Genomic DNA, 19,412 nt, shown 5'->3' on the forward strand with positions numbered 1-19,412 from the left:
AAAGCCCTGCCAATAGTTGTTTCGCTACATAAACTATTATTTACCGTAACGTTTGTTAAATTGTTCGATACGACCACGAGCTTGAGCCGCACGTTGTTGACCAGTGAAGAACGGATGGCATTTGGAGCAAACGTCTACACGAAGGTCTTCTTTTACAGAGCCAGTTTTGAATGTGTTACCACAACCGCAAGTAACTGTAGCTTCTTTATAGTCTGGATGAATACCTTGTTTCATTCTATACACCTCTTTCCAGCAATCAATATTATTCTTATAGATTATAGCACGATAAGACGCACAAATCAAGAAACTACTCTTTGGAAGCCTGTTTTTCTTCAATTGCTTCGGCTAAAATAGTTTCTAAATCGCTTTCATTTAAAAGGTCACGCAAAGCGATCAATTCTTCTAAGGAAAGAGTAATTCCTTTTTTCATGCTTGTATATTCACTATCCCAAGCACGAAGGTCAAATTTTGGATTATATTTTCCCCAGCTTGTGCATGTAAGTTGCTTTTTCCAGCCATCTTTATCTTCCGATAAAGTACCAATAACCTTGAAGATTTCAAAATTAATAACAGCCATATTTTCCTCCCTCCTCATCTAATTATAGCGTTCACTATATGTAAAATATATTTACTTTATTCTAAATGGATACGATATATTGTAAACTAAATTACATATATTGACAATTATTTTTTATAATCGCTGTAATCTTCAATATCAATAGATGTAGTTGGTGGCATCACATCAGCCCCCAACGAATTCATATTTTTCTGCCAAGATTCTCGTGCCGATTTGATAGTTTCTTGATAGGCTTCGTCTATGTTTTTAACAGCATTAACTAGCAACGACTCATCCTTTACATCAAGTACACGACGACGCACACTACTAAGCATATATCCAAAAGACTCTTCCGTTTGAACAAGCATAGAAATCTCTTGTATTAAAGTTTGTCCAATCGTGCTAGAGAAATATGTATACCACATATAAGCCAACTCAGCATCAGGGAACATCCAATATACCCCAGTATTAGGTAATTCTGTTCCCATAGACACATCTACATGATTATTATAACGTATGAAAGTTAAGTAATAAGCACCATTTTCATAAAGTGCATTTCTACCTAATTCTGATACACGACTATCAATGCAATAAATGCCATCTTGACCCAAGGCTACATCAGTTTGACTACCAGGTAACAAAATGGAGCGTAAAGACAATCCATAATTTAGTACAGTAAATACCGGTAATTGAGCAAATACGCCATGAGGTAATGGAATATAATTAATAAATTTCCATTCATCACCTACCTGTTCACGAAGGCCTACACGCATCTTTTTAACATCATATTTGCCATAAATAATTTCATAAGCACCTAATGGAGTCCATTCACGAATAGACTCTACACGTTTTTGATTCAAGAAAAATTGTAATGCCATATTATTCAACCCCAACTGATTTTGTGCCATCGTTGCTGGTAAGAATAATTGAGCCGTCCCTTCCGGAACCAAATTATGTAATCCATTGGCTACCTCTTCTACGATATCCTCAGAAGCTTGAAACATCCCTACTGTACCTGTAAAGATATGATCAAAATAGCTACGATGAGGCCATTGATTAATAATTTGAGCCATTGGATACAATCGAGAAATAATGCTATAACATACAGGCGATGCTGTATAGAGGACAACCTTTTTATCCTCATAAGATTGTAAAATTTCATCTATCATGCCAGCGTATTCTTCTACATACGCATATAAGACGAGCTCTCCTGTTTTACTATGACTTTCTATACTTTCACGAACAGGAGTTTCCCATATAGTTCCTACATCAAGACCATCTAGAATTCCAGTATCACTAATAAAATCAAAGAGTTCTACCGTAAATGAAGGGCCATACAATGCACGAAATGTATTTACATCATATGGAATAGGTCCAAAGGATTCAACTGTAGATTTCTCAGATAATCCATATAGGTCCTCTGGTGTAACACCCCATTCACGAGAATTTGCATTGCTAGAGAGCAATTGATCTAATACTTTAAAACGCATTAATTCGTTAACGATATCAATACCTTCTATGCCATATTGAGCATAAAGGGCAATTAGTTCTTCATTATTCTTTTTCATATTAAACCTTTCCTGCTGACGGACAAAGATGATGTAAAAAACAAGTTTCACATAGAGGCTTACGAGCTTTGCAGACCCGTCGTCCGTGATAAATCAGCCAATGATGAGCTGCAGACCACTTCTCTTTTGGTATAGCCTTTTGTAATTTTTGTTCCATTTCTTCTGGCGTCTTTGCAATACCTAATTTCAATCGGTTTGCTACGCGGAACACATGTGTATCTACCGCAATAGCCGGTGTTCCGAATAATACGGATACCACAACGTTTGCCGTTTTTCGACCTACACCGGGTAATTCGACAAGCTGATCAAATTCACGTGGCACTTCTCCATGATATTGTTCTACCAATATATGACAAGTAGCAATCAAATTCTTTGCCTTTGATTTATACAAACCACAATCCTTAATAAGAGTTTCTAGTTTTGTAACACCAATCTCTAGCATTTTAGCCGGCTGATTTAATGCTGGAAACAATCGTTTTGTAACAATGTTAACCCTTTCATCTGTGCACTGTGCAGATAACACAACAGCCACTAATAATTCAAATTCATTTGTGTATTCAAGAGCAGGTTTAGCATCAATATAATGTTCTTCTAATAATGCCAATTGTTCTGCTTTAATTGCTTTTGTAACACGCACGATAGACTCCTTTCTCACTTGTGAAAGTACAAACTCGTACAATTTATATCTTACCATACGTATTCATTAAGTTCTATGTTATAATAAATCATGTTATTCTGATATAGAATACAGGAGGCAACTATGAGTAATATTAACGATACATTAAAACGGATAAATGAATTGGCTGCGAAGAAAAAATCAGGTCAACAACTAACACCAGAAGAACTGGCCGAAAAAAAAGAATTATATAATATCTACTTAGGGTTTATAAAAGGACAAATCACAGACACCTTAGATCGCGTTGAATTTGTTGATCCTAAAACAGGTGAACGAACAGCACCTAAAAAAGCACTTGAAAACTTAGCCTTAAAGGCAGATAACGATATAAAAGAACATAAAGACATTCACTAATACTAAAAGGCACTTCAAATTTTTGAAGTGCCTTTTTTACGTTTATCAATTTATAATTTTCCTAATCGCTTCATAGCATTATAAATTTTTTCTGCTAATCCCTTCATTTGAAATTTAGGAATACCACATGCAGCAACACGAATTCCATTGCCTAAAGCAATACAATAAATATGCTCTTTCTTTAATTCTTCGCAAATAGCAGTACCAGAATCAGTTGGTATCGTAATAAAGAATCCACCACGATATGGTAACATAGGTAACCCTACTTGTGCAGCTTCTTGTTTAAATATATCTGCACGATCACGAATCAATTGATAATAGCAATTGCGTTCATCCTCATAAGCCTTAAATTTATCAGGATTAGATACGATATTAGCCATAGCACACATTGCAGGACGACAAATATTGGACCATGTTGCACGACTAGTTGATTTATTTACTTCTAAAAATTCATCTGCAATCTCTTCATCTGAAGAAATACCAATCATAGCACCTACACGTTGACCATACATTGTAAAGCCTTTAGATAAGCTATAACATACACAAACTAGAATTTCCTTTGGTAAATGTCCCATCTTTTTAAAGAATGAACGGACTTCTTCTTTCTCACCCGAATAATCTAAATAAGCTACATCAACACCGATGATAACGTTATTACGACCAATAGCAACTAATTCTTTCAAGAAATTAAGAATCGAGTCCCAATCTTTATCCTCCACAGAATAACCAGTAGGATTATTTCCTGGTGTATTAAATAGAATAACAATATTTGTTTGTTTAGCAGCTAATTCTTTAACACGATGTTGAAATGCATCATGATTAAAGTTGTTATGTTCGTCAAATAAAGAATAAGTAACTAATGTGCGACCATTATCACTACAAATAATACGATATGCACCCCAGTACCAATCTGCAGTTAATACTTCATCGCCAGGTTCAGTATAGTTATGCACTAAATGGTGAATACCACCTGTACCACCAGTGGTAGCAATACTTCGGATAAATCCATCAGGACGAGAGTTTCCAAAACATTCTTTTTCAGCACAGTCTAAATATTCTGGAATACCTGCAATAGGAGCATAGCCAATATGTTCTGTATCAGATAAGTTTAAATATTCCTCTTTCACAGTCTTTAAGAATACTAAATTACCATCTTCATCATAAATAGCACCTAGTGTACCATTTATAACATTTTCACGACCAGTTAATTTTGTATCTTCTGCCGCTTGCCCTGCTGTCACAAAGATTACATCTTTTAATTTTTTTCCTCTTGCGTGTTTCGCTGCTACACTTGTCATCGCATACACCATCCTAACTAAAAAGAACTATTACTACATTATCATACCTAAAGTTAAGCATTTAGACAATGAGTATTCATGAAAAATATTGTATACATGAATTTATACAAAAAAACCACTCATCTTAGATGAGTGGTCTCCATTATATGTATAACGATTAGAATGTGTAACCTACACCAGCATGTAAGCCTTTAGAAGTTTTATCATTTTCATTTACGCTATATTTATCGTAACCATAGTAAACATTCAAGTCAATATTAGGTTTTACTTCGTATTGAGCACCCACTTGATATGATTGTTTAATATCATTACCCCAACCAGCTTTTGCATAGCCGTTAACTTTATCAGTCAATGGCACATGGCCAATCACACCAGCTTGAACACCTAAATTAGTATCATGAGTACGGATAGCTGTACCAGCACCATATAGATTAATATTAGGATGTACTTTATAAACATATGCTAATTGATGATCTTTAATATCACCATTTTTAGCATTTACTTTATTATAAGAATATTGAAGAGCAGATTTATTACTTAAATCATGTTCTAAAGATACACCAAAACCATCGTTGTTAGTGCCACCACTATTAGATACACGTTGATTAAACGCATAATCAGCTTGTACTTTTGTGGAATTATCACTGATTTTAGTTACTGGTACAGATGCAGCAAATGCACTACCAGTAATCACTGTTGCAGCTAAAGATAATAATACTAATTTTTTCATTGGTACCTCCTATACACACATATATATGTGTCTTAATAAGTTACTATTTTAACATTATAAGTATATATATATAATATTAGCGTTTCATGAATACAGGAATATCAGGGATACCACTTGTTGGAGCAGATGTACTTGCAGGACGAGCAGCAGTATTTGTTTTACCAAATTCTGGTACATTTTTAGTACTAGAGTTGAAACCAGTTGCAACAACTGTAACTTGAACGCTATCGCCCAAGCTTTCATCAATAACAGAACCAAAGATAATATTTGCATCAGGATCTGCTGCATCAGAAATAATTTCAGCCGCTTCGTTAATTTCAAACAAGCTTAAATTAGTACTACCAGAAATATTGAGCAAAATACCTTTAGCACCATCAATAGAAGTTTCCAACAATGGACTGTTAATAGCCATTTTAGCAGCATCTGCAGCACGGTTTTCACCTGTTGCCAAGCCAATACCCATCAATGCTTCACCTTGTTCAGTCATGATAGTTTTTACGTCTGCAAAGTCAAGATTAATTAAACCAGGAATTTGAATCAAATCAGAAATGCCTTTGATACCTTGGCGAAGAACATCATCAGCTTTGCCAAATGCATCAGATAAGGAACATTTTTTATCAACAACTTGTAACAATTTATCATTAGGGATAACAATAATTGTATCTACTTTTTGAGTTAAAAATTCAATACCTTTTTCTGCAGAAGCACGGCGACGTTTACCTTCAAATGCAAAAGGTTTTGTTACAACACCTACAGTTAATGCACCAACTTCTTTAGCACATTCAGCCACTACAGGAGCAGCACCAGTACCAGTACCACCACCCATACCAGCAGTTACGAATACCATATCAGCACCTTCAAGAGCTTTAATGATATCTTCACGGCTTTCTTGAGCAGCTGCTTCACCAATTTGTGGATTGGCGCCAGCACCTAGACCTTTAGTAACTTTTTCACCGATTTGAATAGTTACATCAGCCTTAGATAATTCAAGCACTTGGCTTTCAGTGTTAACGGCTAAGAACTGAACCCCTTTAAGTTCACTTTCAACCATACGGTTAACAGCGTTGTTACCGCCGCCACCTACACCGATAACTTTAATATTTGCAAAATCAGACATTGAACTTCCTCCTCTTATCGTTATCTATTTTTGTCAATATAAATTCGAATGCGTCTATTTATATACTGAGTTAATTATAACAATTACATTTATTTTACACTAAAAATTAAAAACTTTCCACTACAACTATAATCGAAACATAATAATTAAAATCGTTTAGTCATAATATTTTTTCGAATAGCAGCTAAATTAATAAATACACGTAACCCAAAACCAATTAAGGCAACATAGTACAAATTAATTCCGATTAAATCACCGATATAAACTAATAAGACAGCAAGTATTACATTAGAAAAAAAGCCGGTAATAAAATTACTTAAATCAAAAGTTCTCTCTAATGCGGCACGACTACCACCGAATACAGCATCCAGTGCAGCTAATACAGCTACAGAAGTATAATTAGCATAGCTTGCAGGTATATGTAATGGAGTAACCCAACCTACAACAACACCAACTATGAGTCCCACAACAGCAAAGACATAGATATTCATTCTTTACCTCCTAACTCATTTGATTGTAAATGCTCTTCTCTATACGAACCTGTAAAAGCTGGAATAGCTATTGATTCTTCTTCTTTTATGGTCACCTTAATTCCCCAATGTTTCAAAGAATCTACAATGCCACCACGCATAGTAAGAGCTGAGTTTAATGTTTTAGGATCTCCTATAGCTTTAACTGTAAATGGCGCCCCATACACTTTACCATTAACGGTAATGGTCGGACCAGAACAACGAATTTCAGAAGTGCCTATCAAACGTTGATCATTTATAGCCAAAGCTTCGGCCCCACCAGCACGTAATTCATTAACAATACGTAAAATATCTTCATCATGAATTACATATAAATTAGGATTTTCTCCACCTTGAATCGGTTTAGAACTATCTTCTATCAAAACGGTTACGCCTGGCCCCTTTACATTAGTTAATGCAGCCTTTCGAAGTAATATTTCATCTGCACTTCCTCCTGAACCACTAGCCTTTAATTGCTCAATTTGATTTAGCAAAGCATCTTTTTCATGTTCTGCATCCTTTAATTGAGCTACCAAGTCACCAGTACGTTGTAACCGTATGTTTTCTTCAATATTGTCTTGTGTCATCTTATATTGAGTAATAACCATGAATCCCAATATAAAACTAACAAGACCAATAGCCCATCGCTCATGTTTCACAACATCATCCACCTTTTTTGTGCCTATAATTAATCTTGTTTTGATTTCGACACATTAGTACTTTGTTTTGATGTATCTTTCTTTTCAGATTGGCTAGTGTCTGACTTAGATTTATTAGATTTTGGCTGTATCGTTATCTTATCAGTCTTAATAAAAGGTGATGAAGGATTAACATCTATATATTGAACATTACCTTGACTTTTGGATAAATCTTTTAACATAGATGCTGTTAACTCAGCTTTATTCTTCAAATCTTCGCCATTGCCTAATCGAATCTGTACTCCAGAAACAGTATAGGCCAACATATTATTAGGGTCACCAATATTAATCTCTGCAATTTGCTTAAATGTATCATCATCTAAAGCACGCAAATAATCAAGAGCCTGAACAATCAGCTTATCAGTAACCAAATCACCTAACAGTATATTACCGCCTTTAACACCTGAAATCATCGGTACCGTAGTATCTTCGATAACATTATCAGATGCAATTACTTGCCCATTTTTATCTAGTGTTAAATAACCAAATTGAGCAGGTATGACTGCAATAGCTTTACGCTCAACCACTCGAATAACCATTGTTAATGGCAATTCATAACTTATTTGAGCATCCTCAATTCTAAGATCTTTTGATAATCGATGCCGTAAATTCTCTCTATTAATACGAAGTACATTAACTGGTTCCCCAATATCACCAGCTACCTCTACATCTTGTACCGTGACCTTATCAGAACCCACAATTTTAATAGACCCCAGTGGAATCGGTAGATTAAATAACCCTAACAATACAATGGCTACAACACCACCTATTTTTAGTAACTTTTTTCTAACCTCCGCTTTTTCTCTTTCACGTTTATGAATTAGTTCTCTATTACTATTATGGACTGTATCTTGGTCATCTTTATGAATTACCTCCGATTCATCATGAAGAAATGAAGGCCTAAACTGAGCCGAATCCTTTTTCTTTGAATCGGGTGGATGTTGTTTAAAATCATCCATAACTACACTCCTTACATATTACAGCATTTAAAACTTCCCATAGCCTGCTGTTAATAGAATTTTCTCACATAATTCAGGAAAATCTATGCCCACTTCTCTTGCTGCTTTTGGCACCAAAGATGTAGCTGTCATTCCTGGAATCGTATTATATTCCAATACATACATATTATCTTTATCATCAGTCATAACATCTACACGAATAGCACCACTTGCTTGTACTTCACGGTAAACGAGCTCACCAATAGCTTGCATTTCTTTTGTCATAGTGTCACTAATTGGTGCCGGTACTAAATAATCAGTAGCACCAGCGGTATACTTACTAGTGTAATCATATTCACCAGAATGAGGTCTAATTTCGATAATAGCTAATGCTTTACCATCTAATACAGAAACAGTAAACTCACGACCATTTAAGTATTGTTCAACCACAAGGATTGGGTCATACGTAAGTGCTTCAGTGACAGCCTTAGCCAATTGACCTTGTTCTTTTACGATGGTAACGCCAATACTAGATCCTTGTGTGGCTGGTTTCAAAACAACTGGCAAAGAGAATTTTGCTTCGATATCCTTAATAATATCTTCTTTGGACTGTAAATTCCCATTATATGAAACAGCTTCTGCAGTTGGAATCTGTGCACCTTTAAACACATCTTTACTTACTTTTTTATTCATTCCTACTGAATGTGCCATAATACCAGAACCAGTATATGGAATTTCAGCCATTTCTAACAATCCTTGCAAAGCACCGTCTTCACCATATCGTCCATGAATTGCATTAAATACAACATCACCCTTAAGATTTTCTATATCTTGCAATACAGTTCGAGGATTCAACTCTAATGTAGAAACGTGATATCCTTTAGTAATTAAGGCCTCTGCAATAGCTGCACCAGTTCTACGAGACACTTCAGCCTCAGCAGATGGTCCTCCCATTAATACGATGATATGTTTATCTTTCATTGTAAACCTTCTTCCAATAATGCTAATAATTTTGGACCATACTGATTAATAGACCCCGCTCCCATAGTAATAACCAAATCATTAGGTCGCACTACTTTAGCAAGAACCGCTGGCAAATCATTTACATCTTCTACATAATTTACATGTTGATGAGTTACTTCGCTTATAATATTAGGAATTGTATGTCCATCTATACCGTTAATAGGATCTTCTCCAGAACTATAAATATCTGTCATATAAATTTCATCTGCACTGACGAAAGCAGTGGCAAACTCATCTTTCAACAAAGATGTACGGGAATAACGATGTGGTTGAAATACACAAATAACACGATGTTTTTCAAGTTCTTTAGCAGCTTTTAATGTTGCCTTAATTTCCGTAGGATGATGGGCATAATCATCTACAACCCATACACCAGCTACATGGCCTTTTGTTTCAAAACGACGTTTAGCACCGATAAATTTACCAAGAGCTTTCACAACTGTTGTAGCTGGAACTTGACAACATTCATGCGCCACAATAAAGGATGCTAAAGAATTTAACACATTGTGATTACCTGGCACTCGCAAAGATACACGCCCCAAGTTGGCCCCTTTATGAGTTACATCATACACTAAAGAGCTATCTTCATAATGAATATTCTTCGCTACATAATCATTAGTTTCTTCTAAACCATATGTGATAAATTGACGATTTACTTTACCCATAACATAGCGAATATTGCTATTATCACCACATACAACGGCTTTTCCATCCATTGGTAATGTTTCCACAAATTGGCAAAATGCATTCAATAGATTTTCCATCGTCTTATAGTGATCCATATGATCATCTTCAATATTAGTGATAACAATTGTTTTAGGTCTTAATTTTAAGAAAGAACCATCACTTTCATCAGCTTCTACGACAGAATACTCACCCTTGCCTAAACAACTACTACCTTTTAAGTAATCAACTTCACCACCAATAATAACGGTTGGATCCATTCCTCCCTCTACAAGAATTTGACCAATCATCGATGTAGTAGATGTTTTACCATGAGCACCAGCTACTGCAATACCATTTGTTACATCCAATACGGCTTTTACAATATCAGAACGGTGTAGGATAGTAATACCTTGTTCTTTTGCCGCTACGATTTCTGGATTATCTTCACGAATCGCAGTAGAACGAACTACAGCATCTACACCTTGTACATAATCAGCATTATGCCCTATATGAACAGTAGCTCCCATTTGTCTGAATCGCTCAATCACATCAGATTCTTTTACATCAGAGCCAGATACTTCATATCCTTTTTGAATTAAAATATTCGCAATAGCGCGCATACCAGATCCACCAATACCAATAAGATGGATTTTATGGATACCTTCTAACATAATAACTCTCCTTAACTATTTCGCAATAGACAGTGCTAATTCAGCAATATCATGTGCTGCATTTGGCTTGCCTAAACATAGTGCACTAGCTCCCATTTGAGCCAATAGATCACGATTTGCCATAAACATTTCGATTTCATTAATTAAATCATGACTTGTCAAAACCTTATCCACAATCATATGCGCCGCACCTTCTTGTACAAAAATACGTGCATTATACGTTTGATGATCTTCTGCAGCATATGGATATGGCACCAATATAGACGGGATACCACGTACAGCCAATTCAGCAAGGCCAATAGCCCCCGATCTAAACACAGCTAAATCTGTAGCTGCTAAAGCCTTTGGCATATCATGTAAATACGGCAAAATCAACGATGATTTCCCCAAACCATCTCCATCATCAATACCTAATTGTTGTAATACAGTTTTATATTCACCATTACCAGTAATATGTATAAGTTTAATACCTGGTTTACCCTGAAAGTGTTTATGTACATCAACCATGGCTGTATTAATAGTACGAGCACCGCGCGATCCACCAGCAATAAGAACCGTAAAAATATCATCTGATAATCCAAAATGTTGCCGTCCCTCTTCACGGGAATCTACTAACACATCTGGGCGTACGGGATTTCCCGTATATACAACACGCTTTGCCTTGCCAAATGATTTAGCGGCCTCATTATAACCAACTGCAACAATGTCAACAAAACGACTTAATATCTTGTTCGTAATACCAGCAATAACATTTTGCTCTTGAATTAATGTAGGAATATTCCGTAATGCAGCAGCCATTAAAATAGGCCCACATACATAGCCACCAGTACCAATCACAACATCGGGTTTAAAATCAGAAATGATTGAATTAGCCTTAATAAGTGAAAATGCTGTTTTCCCCATAGTAACCAAAGTTCCTAGAGAAAGTTTTCGTTGTAATCCCTGTACAGGTAATGTCACAAAATCAATATGTTCCTTTGGTACTAAATCAGCTTCTAGCCCATGTTCTGTACCCACATAGAGGACCTGTGCATCAGGTTGCTGCTTCATGATTTCCTTATAAATCGTAATAGCGGGGTAAATATGACCACCCGTGCCACCGCCTGAAATGATGATTCGTTTCACGCCCTTAGCCCCTTTCCTCTAATTCTCTAACACAGTTTTTAAAATCTTCGCCCCGTTCTTCAAAGCAACTATACCAATCAAAGCTAGAACATGCTGGTGAAAGTAATACAATATCTCCAGTCTTTGCTAATTGATACCCTAATGCAACGGCCTCTTTCATAGACTGTGCACGATGAATATTTTGAACGCCCATTTTTACAGCAACAGATTCAAATCGATTTGCTGCTTCCCCCATAAAAATGACCTCTTTAGTATGTGCTTTTACAATATTCATAAAGTCTTCTAAAGGCGTCATCTTATCATGGCCACCAGCCAATAGAATAACGGGTTTATCAAAGGCATCTAAAGCTTTTACTACAGAGTCAGTATTAGTAGCCTTGGAGTCATTATAAAAAGTAACATCATGGAATGTTGTGACCCGTTCCAATCTATGTTCTACACCATGAAACCCTTCAATACTAAGCTTAATATGCTCTACATCTACACCTAAAGCATATGTTAAGGCAATTACAGCCAGTATATTTTCAATATTATGAGAACCCTTAATGTGGATATGTTCTGTATCAATAATAGGAATCGCTTTACCATCTAATACGGCATAGCAAGTATCCCCTTCGAAATAAGCGCCATTTTCTACCTTATGATGCTGACTGATGCTAAGAATTTTACTATGTGCATCATGTTTCATAGCTGCTACAATTGAATCATCATCATTAAGAACAACAAAATTATCACTTTTTTGATTCATAAAAATACGTGCTTTAGCAGCCGCATAATTTTTCATTGTTTTATGCCGTGCCAAATGATCAGGCGTAACATTTAATACAATGGCACCTAATGGACAAAAAGACTTAATCGTTTCCAATTGGTAACTTGATAACTCAGCTACTAAATACCCACCTTTTGGCATATGATAAGCAGCTTCACTTAAAGAATCACCAATGTTTCCACCTACTTTTATAGGAAGGCCAGTAGATTCCATAACTTCAGTTAACAGAGTCGTAGTCGTAGTTTTACCATTGGTACCAGTAACACCTAAAATAGGAGATTTACAAACATCATAAGCAAGTTCCACTTCACTGACTACATCTATCTTACGATGTAATGCCTCTTGTACAATCGGAATAGATAATGCAATGCCCGGAGAAATGATAATACGATCCACACCATCAAGTAAACTATTATCTTGTCGACCCGTAATAATAGTTACACCTGCATCTTCTAATCGTTTACGCGTAGATGGTTCAAGCTCTACTGTTTTATAATCATTTAAAACTACATTTGCATGCAACTGCGCCAATACCCAAGCCGCACCAATTCCACTAGAACCGGCACCAAGAACAAGAATATTTTTCTCTCCATAATCCATTGATATCACCTAAATATACTAAGCACGAAAAATTTTTATCTTATCTTATAAGAATACCATTAAATGCCGTTCAAGTTAAGTATTTTAACGTACTTAACTATTAATTTGTTAAAACAAACAGTTTCAATTAAATAGTTACTGTTGCTAGTATAACGCCTAAAACAGCTAGCACCGCTCCACCAAACCAAAAACGATTAACCACAGTTTGTTCAGTCCAACCAGACAATTCAAAGTGATGATGAATTGGACTCATCTTAAAAACTCGAACACCACGGGTTTTAAAAGAAATTACTTGAATAATAACAGACAAAGCTTCCATTACAAAAATACCACCAATCACAACTAGTAATAATTCTGTTTTAGTCAAAATAGCCATACCTGCAAAAGCACCACCAAGTGCCAAAGAACCTGTATCTCCCATAAAAACTTTTGCCGGATTGATATTGAATACCAAAAATCCCAAACATACAGCAGTTACAATTGCTCCATAGTAAGCTACACTTTCAGCGGCAACAGAGCTTTCAGTAGAATATATCATTAAACCAATTACAGAAAAAGCAATCGATGCTACGGCAGATGTACCAGATGCTAAACCATCAAGGCCATCAGTTAAATTCACGGCATTTGTAGCACCTACAATGATCAAAAACGCCAAAACATAATAAGCAAAACCCAATTGAACATGTGCATCTACAACAGGAATCCATAATGTTGTAGGAATAACCATAATTTCAGTAATAAAATAGCAGAATATCGCAGCTAGGATAAATTGACCCAACAATTTTTGCTTTGCTGTTAAGCCAAGATTACGTTTTTTAACGGCTTTAACAAAGTCATCAAAAAAACCAAGCAAACAATGTCCAAGTGTAAGAAATAATAACATACCTGTAGCCACATTCCATGGTGCAAAAATAGCCACGCCAATTGTAAGTGCGACCATCATAAATGCTCCACCCATTGTTGGTGTTCCAGCCTTAGCTTGATGGCTTTCAGGGCCTTCCTCACGTATACTTTGTTGAGCATGCAACGATTTAAGCATAGGAATACCTATCTTGCCCAATACTAATGTAATTACAAATGTCACTATAAATGCTAATAGAATGTGGTAAATCATATTACTCCCCTATTCTCTAATAACGGCCAATACGGCTAGATGAATCTAGCCGTTATAACCTCATTCACGTTCTTTTAATTCCTCTACTACACGTTCCATTCGAAGACCTCTGGAACCTTTTACCAAAATAACATCACCTTTTTCACGAATATCATTATAGGCATTTGCCATTTCAAGATGACTATTACAACGATGAACTTCTACGCCTGCTAATTTCGCTTCTTTAGCAATAAACCCAGCTGCTTCTCCAAAGGTAAATACAACGCTATAACCTTCTTCAGCTAATAGCCTTCCAACTTGGCGATGACCTTCCTCTGTGAAATCACCTAATTCAAGCATATCGCCGAGCATAGCAATCTTACGTTTACCTTCTAATTGCCCCAATGCTTTGATAGACTCACTCATAGAAGAAGGATTTGCATTATACGCATCATTAAGAATAACAATATCTTCAAAAGCTACAATTTCTTGACGCATAGGTGTACCTGTAAAGTCACTAAGGCCTTTTTTTATTTTACTAGATTTAACACCTAATACTCGCCCTGTAGCGATAGCAGCTAACGCATCATACACATTATGTTCGCCTATCATAGGTAAAAATACATCAAATACTTCATCATAGCATTTACATGTAAACTTAATGCCATCCTTTTTATAGCGTAAATGACTACCTATGACTGTAGCATTGCTATATATACCATAGGTAACAGTTTTTCCTTTTGCAATAGAACTCATAGACTTTACAAAATGGTCGTCTTCATTTAGAATTGCCACACTTTCGGGGCCTAAACATTTAATCAATTCACCCTTTGCTTGTGCAATAGCTTCTTGAGATCCTAGTAATTCAATATGACTAGTTCCTACATTTGTAATAATACCAATAGTTGGTTCTGCAATGAGAGCTAACTCTTCGATTTGACCTAATCCACGCATCCCCATTTCTACGACACAGGCTTCGTGTTCTGGTGAAAGTTGCAATAATGTTTTAGGTAAACCGATTTCATTATTAAAATTCTTTTCTGTTTTTAACACATTAAGCTCTGTGCTAAGAACAGCGGCCACCATTTCTTTTGTTGTTGTCTTCCCTGATGACCCCGTAATAGCTACAACAGGAATTTGAAAACGTCGTCTGTGAAAGTTTGCTAAGTCTTGGTACGCCTTTAGCGTATTCTCCACTTCAATGCAGATGATGCCCTCTACACTGCGTCCTTTTTCAACAATTGCTGCCGTTGCCCCTTTTTCAATGGCCGTCTTAATAAAGTCATGGCCATCAAATGTATCGCCTCGCAAAGCTACAAATACATATCCAGCCTTAATCGTGCGAGTATCAGTAGATATATCTTTAAATTGTAAACTTACATCGCCCTTACATGTGCCACTAGTAGCATCAATTATTTCTTGTAATGTAAATTCTGCCATATTAGATCTCCTTAAGAGCTTTTCGAGCCTCTTCTCGGTCATCAAAATGAATTGTTTCATTTTTTAGTATTTGATAATTTTCATGACCCTTACCAGCAATAATAACAATATCACCGGCTTTTGCATCATGAATTGCATGATTAATTGCCTCTCTACGGTCGACAATCACCTCATAAGAAGTACCATCACGAAGCGCTTCTTTTACCCCTGCTTCAACATCTTTCACGATTTGTATCGGATCTTCGGTACGCGGATTATCAGATGTTACATAAATTTTATCCCCGTACTCTGCAGCAATACGCCCCATAATTGGTCGTTTTGTAGCATCCCGATCACCACCACAACCAAATACAAGTATGATACGGTTTTCTTTAATCGCTTTTGCCGTTTTTAAAATATTTTCTAAACCATCCGGTGTATGGGCATAGTCAACAACAACAGCAAAATCTTGACCTGCCTCAATTAATTCAAAACGTCCAGGAACGGAACTAAAAGTTTTTAATGCCGTATCAATCGCTTTCATGGAGATACCTTCTTGTAAACAAGCTCCAATAGCGGCCAATGTATTATACACATTAAATAAGCCAGTTGTATTCATCGATACAGGATAGCTTTCACCATTATAGGTCACAGTATACTGACTCATTTTAGTAGACATATGAACATCCGATGCATTTAATGTACCCTTACCTAAGGTACTATAGGTAATTGTTGATACCGTAGTTTTTTCTATAACACGGTGACCATAAGTATCATCAATATTGATAACTGCACCCTTATTAGCTTTAACTTGATCAGGTGCACTAACTTGTTCAAATAGTTTACATTTAGCAGCCAAATAGTTTTCAAATGTTTTGTGGAAATCCAAGTGATCTTGAGTCAAATTCGTAAATACTGCCGTATCAAATTCAACACCACTAACACGGCCGAGTGCCAACGCATGAGAAGACACTTCCATCACACAGTATTCCACATTTTCTTGAACCATTTGATGCAAAATATGCTGTAAATCAACAACATCTGGTGTCGTATTATGAATTGGGTAACTAGTATCACCAATCATAATATGGACCGTACCAATTACGCCCACCTTAAAGCCTTGTGCTTTAAGAATATGACGAATCATATGTGTCGTGGTCGTCTTACCATTTGTTCCCGTAACACCAACCATGCGCATGCGATTAGCTGGGTAATCAAAGAAATATGGCACACACGCCATCATAGCTTGACGTGTATCAGTAACGGTAATCACACATACACCATTAGATACAGTTACAGGCTTCGAAACAATTACCGCAACAGCGCCAGCAGCAATCGCTTTATCAATATAATTATGACCATCAACTGTAGCCCCATCAAGAGCAATAAATAAACTATTAGGTTTTACCGTTCTAGAATCAGCTGTAATATCTTGAATAGATACATTTTGATTTCCTTCTATTTTTTGTACATTTATTGTACTAATAATATCTTTTAAGGTTTTCATACCATATTCTCCTCTATATACGCAAATTAAAGCAGCCCATAAGAGCTGCTTTTGCCTGTTAATCTATAATTTGCTGTTTCGATTGTACATTGCGTTCTGAAGTCGTACTTTTAGTGCTATACACAAAAGAATCAGGCAAAACCATCCCCAATTGTTCTTCCGCAATTTTTTGAATGCGTACTGGAGATTTTAAAGATGCCACCTCTACATCAAGTGTATCATTATCCTTTGCTAATTGTACTACAGTTTGTTGTGTTTTAACTACCTCATAGCCTAATTTTGTTGTATATGCATTCATAGCCATTATAATCATCAAAAAACCAGCAAGAATTGCTATCCCTTGAATAATTTGTTTCATTAACGGACTAATATCAAAAACAACACTAGCTTTCGCCTTTTTTGCTTGTACACCTATCAACACATCACGTTTAACTTGGCCCACAACAGCCTTTCTCGCTAACATTAAAATAACCCCTTCCAATACTACAATTTAATCCCTACTCTAAGTTTTGCACTCCTAGAACGAGGATTTGATTCTACTTCCCCTGCACTAGGCTCAATCGCCTTATTTTTAGCCTTAATAATAGCCTTATGATGACACACACAAACTGGTAATTCAGGTGGACATATACAAGATGTACTTAGCTCTTTAAAAGTTTGTTTTGTGATGCGGTCCTCTAAGGAATGGAATGTAATGACACCAATTCTCCCCTTTGGCTTCAACATACTCACAGCATCTACAAAACTATCATGCAAAATAGCAAGTTCTCGATTTACTTCAATGCGTATTGCTTGAAATGTACGTTTTGCAGGATGTGGACCATCTTGTCTCGCTTTTGCCGGTATAGCTTTCTTTATAATTGACACCAATTCACCAGTAGTGGTAATTCTCTTCTCATTACGGGCAGTCACGATAAATTCAACAATACGTTTAGCCCATCGTTCTTCACCGTAATCGCGAATAATTTGTAACAATGTATCAGGTTTATATTCGTTTACGACGATTTCTGCAGTGATAGGTGCCTCTTTATTCATACGCATATCGAGAGGTCCATCATTCATATATGAAAAACCGCGTTCAGGAGTGTCTAATTGGTAGCTAGAAACCCCCAAGTCAAATATAAATCCATCTACTTTATAAATACCATGCTCTTCTAAAGCACATTTTAAATTCGAAAAATTTGTAGGTATTGTCATAACATGACAAGTTAAATCAGATAAACGCTGTCTTGCTACAGCTAACGCATCTTCATCTTGATCTAAACCAATAATCATACCTTTTGAACTCAATCGTTCACCAACGGCATGAGCATGGCCCGCACCCCCTAAGGTGCAATCCACATATATACCATCAGGATTGGTAACAACAGAATCTACCGTTTCATTCAACAGCACACTGACATGATTAAATTCCACGATAGCCTCCTACAATACAATACCCTCTAATCCTTCGGCTAAGGACTCTACACTGTCAGCCACTTCCGCATCATATGCATCAAAGCGTTCGCGACTCCAAATTTCAACCTTATCCCCAGTACCAATAATAACCGCATCTTTTTGTAGCTCAGCATGCTCTCGAAGGGCACTTGGCACCAAAATGCGGCCTTGTTTATCAAATTCAAGTTCTGCAGCACTACCAAAATAAAAGCGTTTAATAGCACGAGCATTTGCTTTATTTGACGGTAATGATTGTAACGTTTTTGAAAGTTGTTCCCAACTTTCAGCAGTATAAATAGCGATGCAATTATCTAAACCTTTTGAAAGTACGCAATGATCACCTAGTTGTTCACGTATTTTAGCTGGTATAATCAACCGCCCTTTTGCATCTATAGTGTGATTATATTCACCCATGAACATCTAAAATCACCGCCTTACAATCCCTATTCACCACTATATGGTAAATTTTACCACAATCCCCCACCTGATACAATAAATAAAACATAAAAAATGACAAAATCATGAATTTTTCTTCATCTTCCACTATTTTTCATCATTTTTCTTTAATTTTCACAAATATATGTTCGTGTTTATATAGTTGTTTTAATAATCCTTCGCCATATATGTACCACTATCCACCACTAGTTATACACATTCA

At 36.2% G+C, this 19,412-nt stretch carries 21 protein-coding genes; 1 reads left to right on the top strand and 20 read right to left on the bottom strand.

Annotated elements, in window-relative coordinates:
- Positions 1 to 36: 36 nt before the first annotated feature.
- The 4 genes from rpmE to nth form a co-directional block, all read right to left on the bottom strand.
- Positions 37 to 234 carry a 50S ribosomal protein L31 gene (gene rpmE, locus Q0E20_RS01575; RefSeq protein WP_004696185.1) on the bottom strand — a complete coding sequence of 66 codons (198 nt, stop codon included), beginning with the start codon at positions 232 to 234 and terminating at the stop codon, positions 37 to 39.
- A gap of 73 nt (positions 235 to 307) precedes the next feature.
- Positions 308 to 577: a YdbC family protein gene (locus tag Q0E20_RS01580; RefSeq protein WP_005376370.1), complete on the bottom strand. Its 270-nt coding sequence runs from the start codon at positions 575 to 577 to the stop codon at positions 308 to 310.
- 107 nt (positions 578 to 684) lie between these two features.
- Positions 685 to 2,124, bottom strand: coding sequence for a hypothetical protein (locus Q0E20_RS01585; RefSeq protein ID WP_295995296.1), 1,440 nt, complete (start codon positions 2,122 to 2,124; stop codon positions 685 to 687).
- Between the two features lies 1 nt (position 2,125).
- Positions 2,126 to 2,761 (bottom strand): endonuclease III, encoded by a 636-nt coding sequence (gene nth, locus Q0E20_RS01590; protein ID WP_295995299.1) that lies wholly within the window; start codon positions 2,759 to 2,761, stop codon positions 2,126 to 2,128.
- Positions 2,762 to 2,884: 123 nt separating this feature from the next.
- On the opposite strand from nth, the gene Q0E20_RS01595 reads away from it, so the two are divergent.
- On the top strand, positions 2,885 to 3,154 hold the full coding sequence (locus Q0E20_RS01595; RefSeq protein WP_295995302.1) for a DUF896 domain-containing protein: 270 nt from the start codon (positions 2,885 to 2,887) through the stop codon (positions 3,152 to 3,154).
- Positions 3,155 to 3,204: 50 nt separating this feature from the next.
- On the opposite strand, the gene Q0E20_RS01600 is transcribed toward Q0E20_RS01595, so the two are convergent.
- The 16 genes from Q0E20_RS01600 to mraZ form a co-directional block, all read right to left on the bottom strand.
- Positions 3,205 to 4,452, bottom strand: coding sequence for an aminotransferase class I/II-fold pyridoxal phosphate-dependent enzyme (locus Q0E20_RS01600; protein WP_295995303.1), 1,248 nt, complete (start codon positions 4,450 to 4,452; stop codon positions 3,205 to 3,207).
- A gap of 157 nt (positions 4,453 to 4,609) precedes the next feature.
- Complete coding sequence (locus Q0E20_RS01605) at positions 4,610 to 5,182, bottom strand: porin family protein (protein WP_295995306.1); 573 nt, start codon at positions 5,180 to 5,182, stop codon at positions 4,610 to 4,612.
- A 76-nt stretch (positions 5,183 to 5,258) separates the two neighbouring features.
- The gene (ftsZ, locus tag Q0E20_RS01610) at positions 5,259 to 6,299 is read right to left on the bottom strand and encodes a cell division protein FtsZ (RefSeq protein ID WP_295995309.1); all 1,041 of its coding nucleotides are present in this window, start codon (positions 6,297 to 6,299) and stop codon (positions 5,259 to 5,261) included.
- Between the two features lie 146 nt (positions 6,300 to 6,445).
- The gene (locus Q0E20_RS01615) at positions 6,446 to 6,790 is read right to left on the bottom strand and encodes a small basic family protein (protein WP_295995311.1); all 345 of its coding nucleotides are present in this window, start codon (positions 6,788 to 6,790) and stop codon (positions 6,446 to 6,448) included.
- Positions 6,787 to 7,467, bottom strand: coding sequence for a DUF881 domain-containing protein (locus tag Q0E20_RS01620; protein ID WP_295995312.1), 681 nt, complete (start codon positions 7,465 to 7,467; stop codon positions 6,787 to 6,789). Before Q0E20_RS01620 ends, Q0E20_RS01615 begins: the two co-directional genes overlap by 4 nt.
- 29 nt (positions 7,468 to 7,496) lie before the next feature.
- Complete coding sequence (locus tag Q0E20_RS01625) at positions 7,497 to 8,465, bottom strand: cell division protein FtsQ/DivIB (RefSeq protein ID WP_295995315.1); 969 nt, start codon at positions 8,463 to 8,465, stop codon at positions 7,497 to 7,499.
- 27 nt (positions 8,466 to 8,492) lie between these two features.
- Positions 8,493 to 9,425, bottom strand: a complete 933-nt coding sequence (locus Q0E20_RS01630; RefSeq protein WP_295995318.1) for a D-alanine--D-alanine ligase — start codon at positions 9,423 to 9,425, stop codon at positions 8,493 to 8,495.
- Positions 9,422 to 10,804, bottom strand: a complete 1,383-nt coding sequence (murC, locus tag Q0E20_RS01635; RefSeq protein ID WP_295995320.1) for a UDP-N-acetylmuramate--L-alanine ligase — start codon at positions 10,802 to 10,804, stop codon at positions 9,422 to 9,424. The genes Q0E20_RS01630 and murC overlap by 4 nt, the downstream gene beginning before the upstream one ends.
- Positions 10,805 to 10,819: 15 nt before the next feature.
- Positions 10,820 to 11,929, bottom strand: coding sequence for an undecaprenyldiphospho-muramoylpentapeptide beta-N-acetylglucosaminyltransferase (gene murG / locus Q0E20_RS01640; protein WP_295995323.1), 1,110 nt, complete (start codon positions 11,927 to 11,929; stop codon positions 10,820 to 10,822).
- Between the two features lie 4 nt (positions 11,930 to 11,933).
- Positions 11,934 to 13,298: a UDP-N-acetylmuramoyl-L-alanine--D-glutamate ligase gene (gene murD / locus Q0E20_RS01645; RefSeq protein WP_295995325.1), complete on the bottom strand. Its 1,365-nt coding sequence runs from the start codon at positions 13,296 to 13,298 to the stop codon at positions 11,934 to 11,936.
- 127 nt (positions 13,299 to 13,425) lie between these two features.
- A complete protein-coding gene (gene mraY / locus Q0E20_RS01650; protein WP_295995327.1) occupies positions 13,426 to 14,412 on the bottom strand; it encodes a phospho-N-acetylmuramoyl-pentapeptide-transferase in 987 nt (328 codons plus the stop codon).
- Positions 14,413 to 14,472: 60 nt separating this feature from the next.
- Complete coding sequence (murF, locus tag Q0E20_RS01655) at positions 14,473 to 15,831, bottom strand: UDP-N-acetylmuramoyl-tripeptide--D-alanyl-D-alanine ligase (RefSeq protein ID WP_295995329.1); 1,359 nt, start codon at positions 15,829 to 15,831, stop codon at positions 14,473 to 14,475.
- Position 15,832: 1 nt separating this feature from the next.
- Positions 15,833 to 17,317, bottom strand: coding sequence for a UDP-N-acetylmuramoyl-L-alanyl-D-glutamate--2,6-diaminopimelate ligase (locus Q0E20_RS01660; RefSeq protein ID WP_295995332.1), 1,485 nt, complete (start codon positions 17,315 to 17,317; stop codon positions 15,833 to 15,835).
- Between the two features lie 58 nt (positions 17,318 to 17,375).
- Positions 17,376 to 17,780, bottom strand: a complete 405-nt coding sequence (gene ftsL / locus Q0E20_RS01665) for a cell division protein FtsL (protein WP_295995335.1) — start codon at positions 17,778 to 17,780, stop codon at positions 17,376 to 17,378.
- Between the two features lie 20 nt (positions 17,781 to 17,800).
- On the bottom strand, positions 17,801 to 18,733 hold the full coding sequence (gene rsmH, locus Q0E20_RS01670; RefSeq protein WP_295995338.1) for a 16S rRNA (cytosine(1402)-N(4))-methyltransferase RsmH: 933 nt from the start codon (positions 18,731 to 18,733) through the stop codon (positions 17,801 to 17,803).
- A gap of 9 nt (positions 18,734 to 18,742) precedes the next feature.
- Positions 18,743 to 19,174 (bottom strand): division/cell wall cluster transcriptional repressor MraZ, encoded by a 432-nt coding sequence (gene mraZ, locus Q0E20_RS01675; protein WP_005376259.1) that lies wholly within the window; start codon positions 19,172 to 19,174, stop codon positions 18,743 to 18,745.
- Between the last annotated feature and the right edge of the window lie 238 nt (positions 19,175 to 19,412).

The sequence above is a fragment of the uncultured Veillonella sp. genome (assembly GCF_934230905.1).
In the GTDB taxonomy this organism is placed as follows: domain Bacteria; phylum Bacillota; class Negativicutes; order Veillonellales; family Veillonellaceae; genus Veillonella.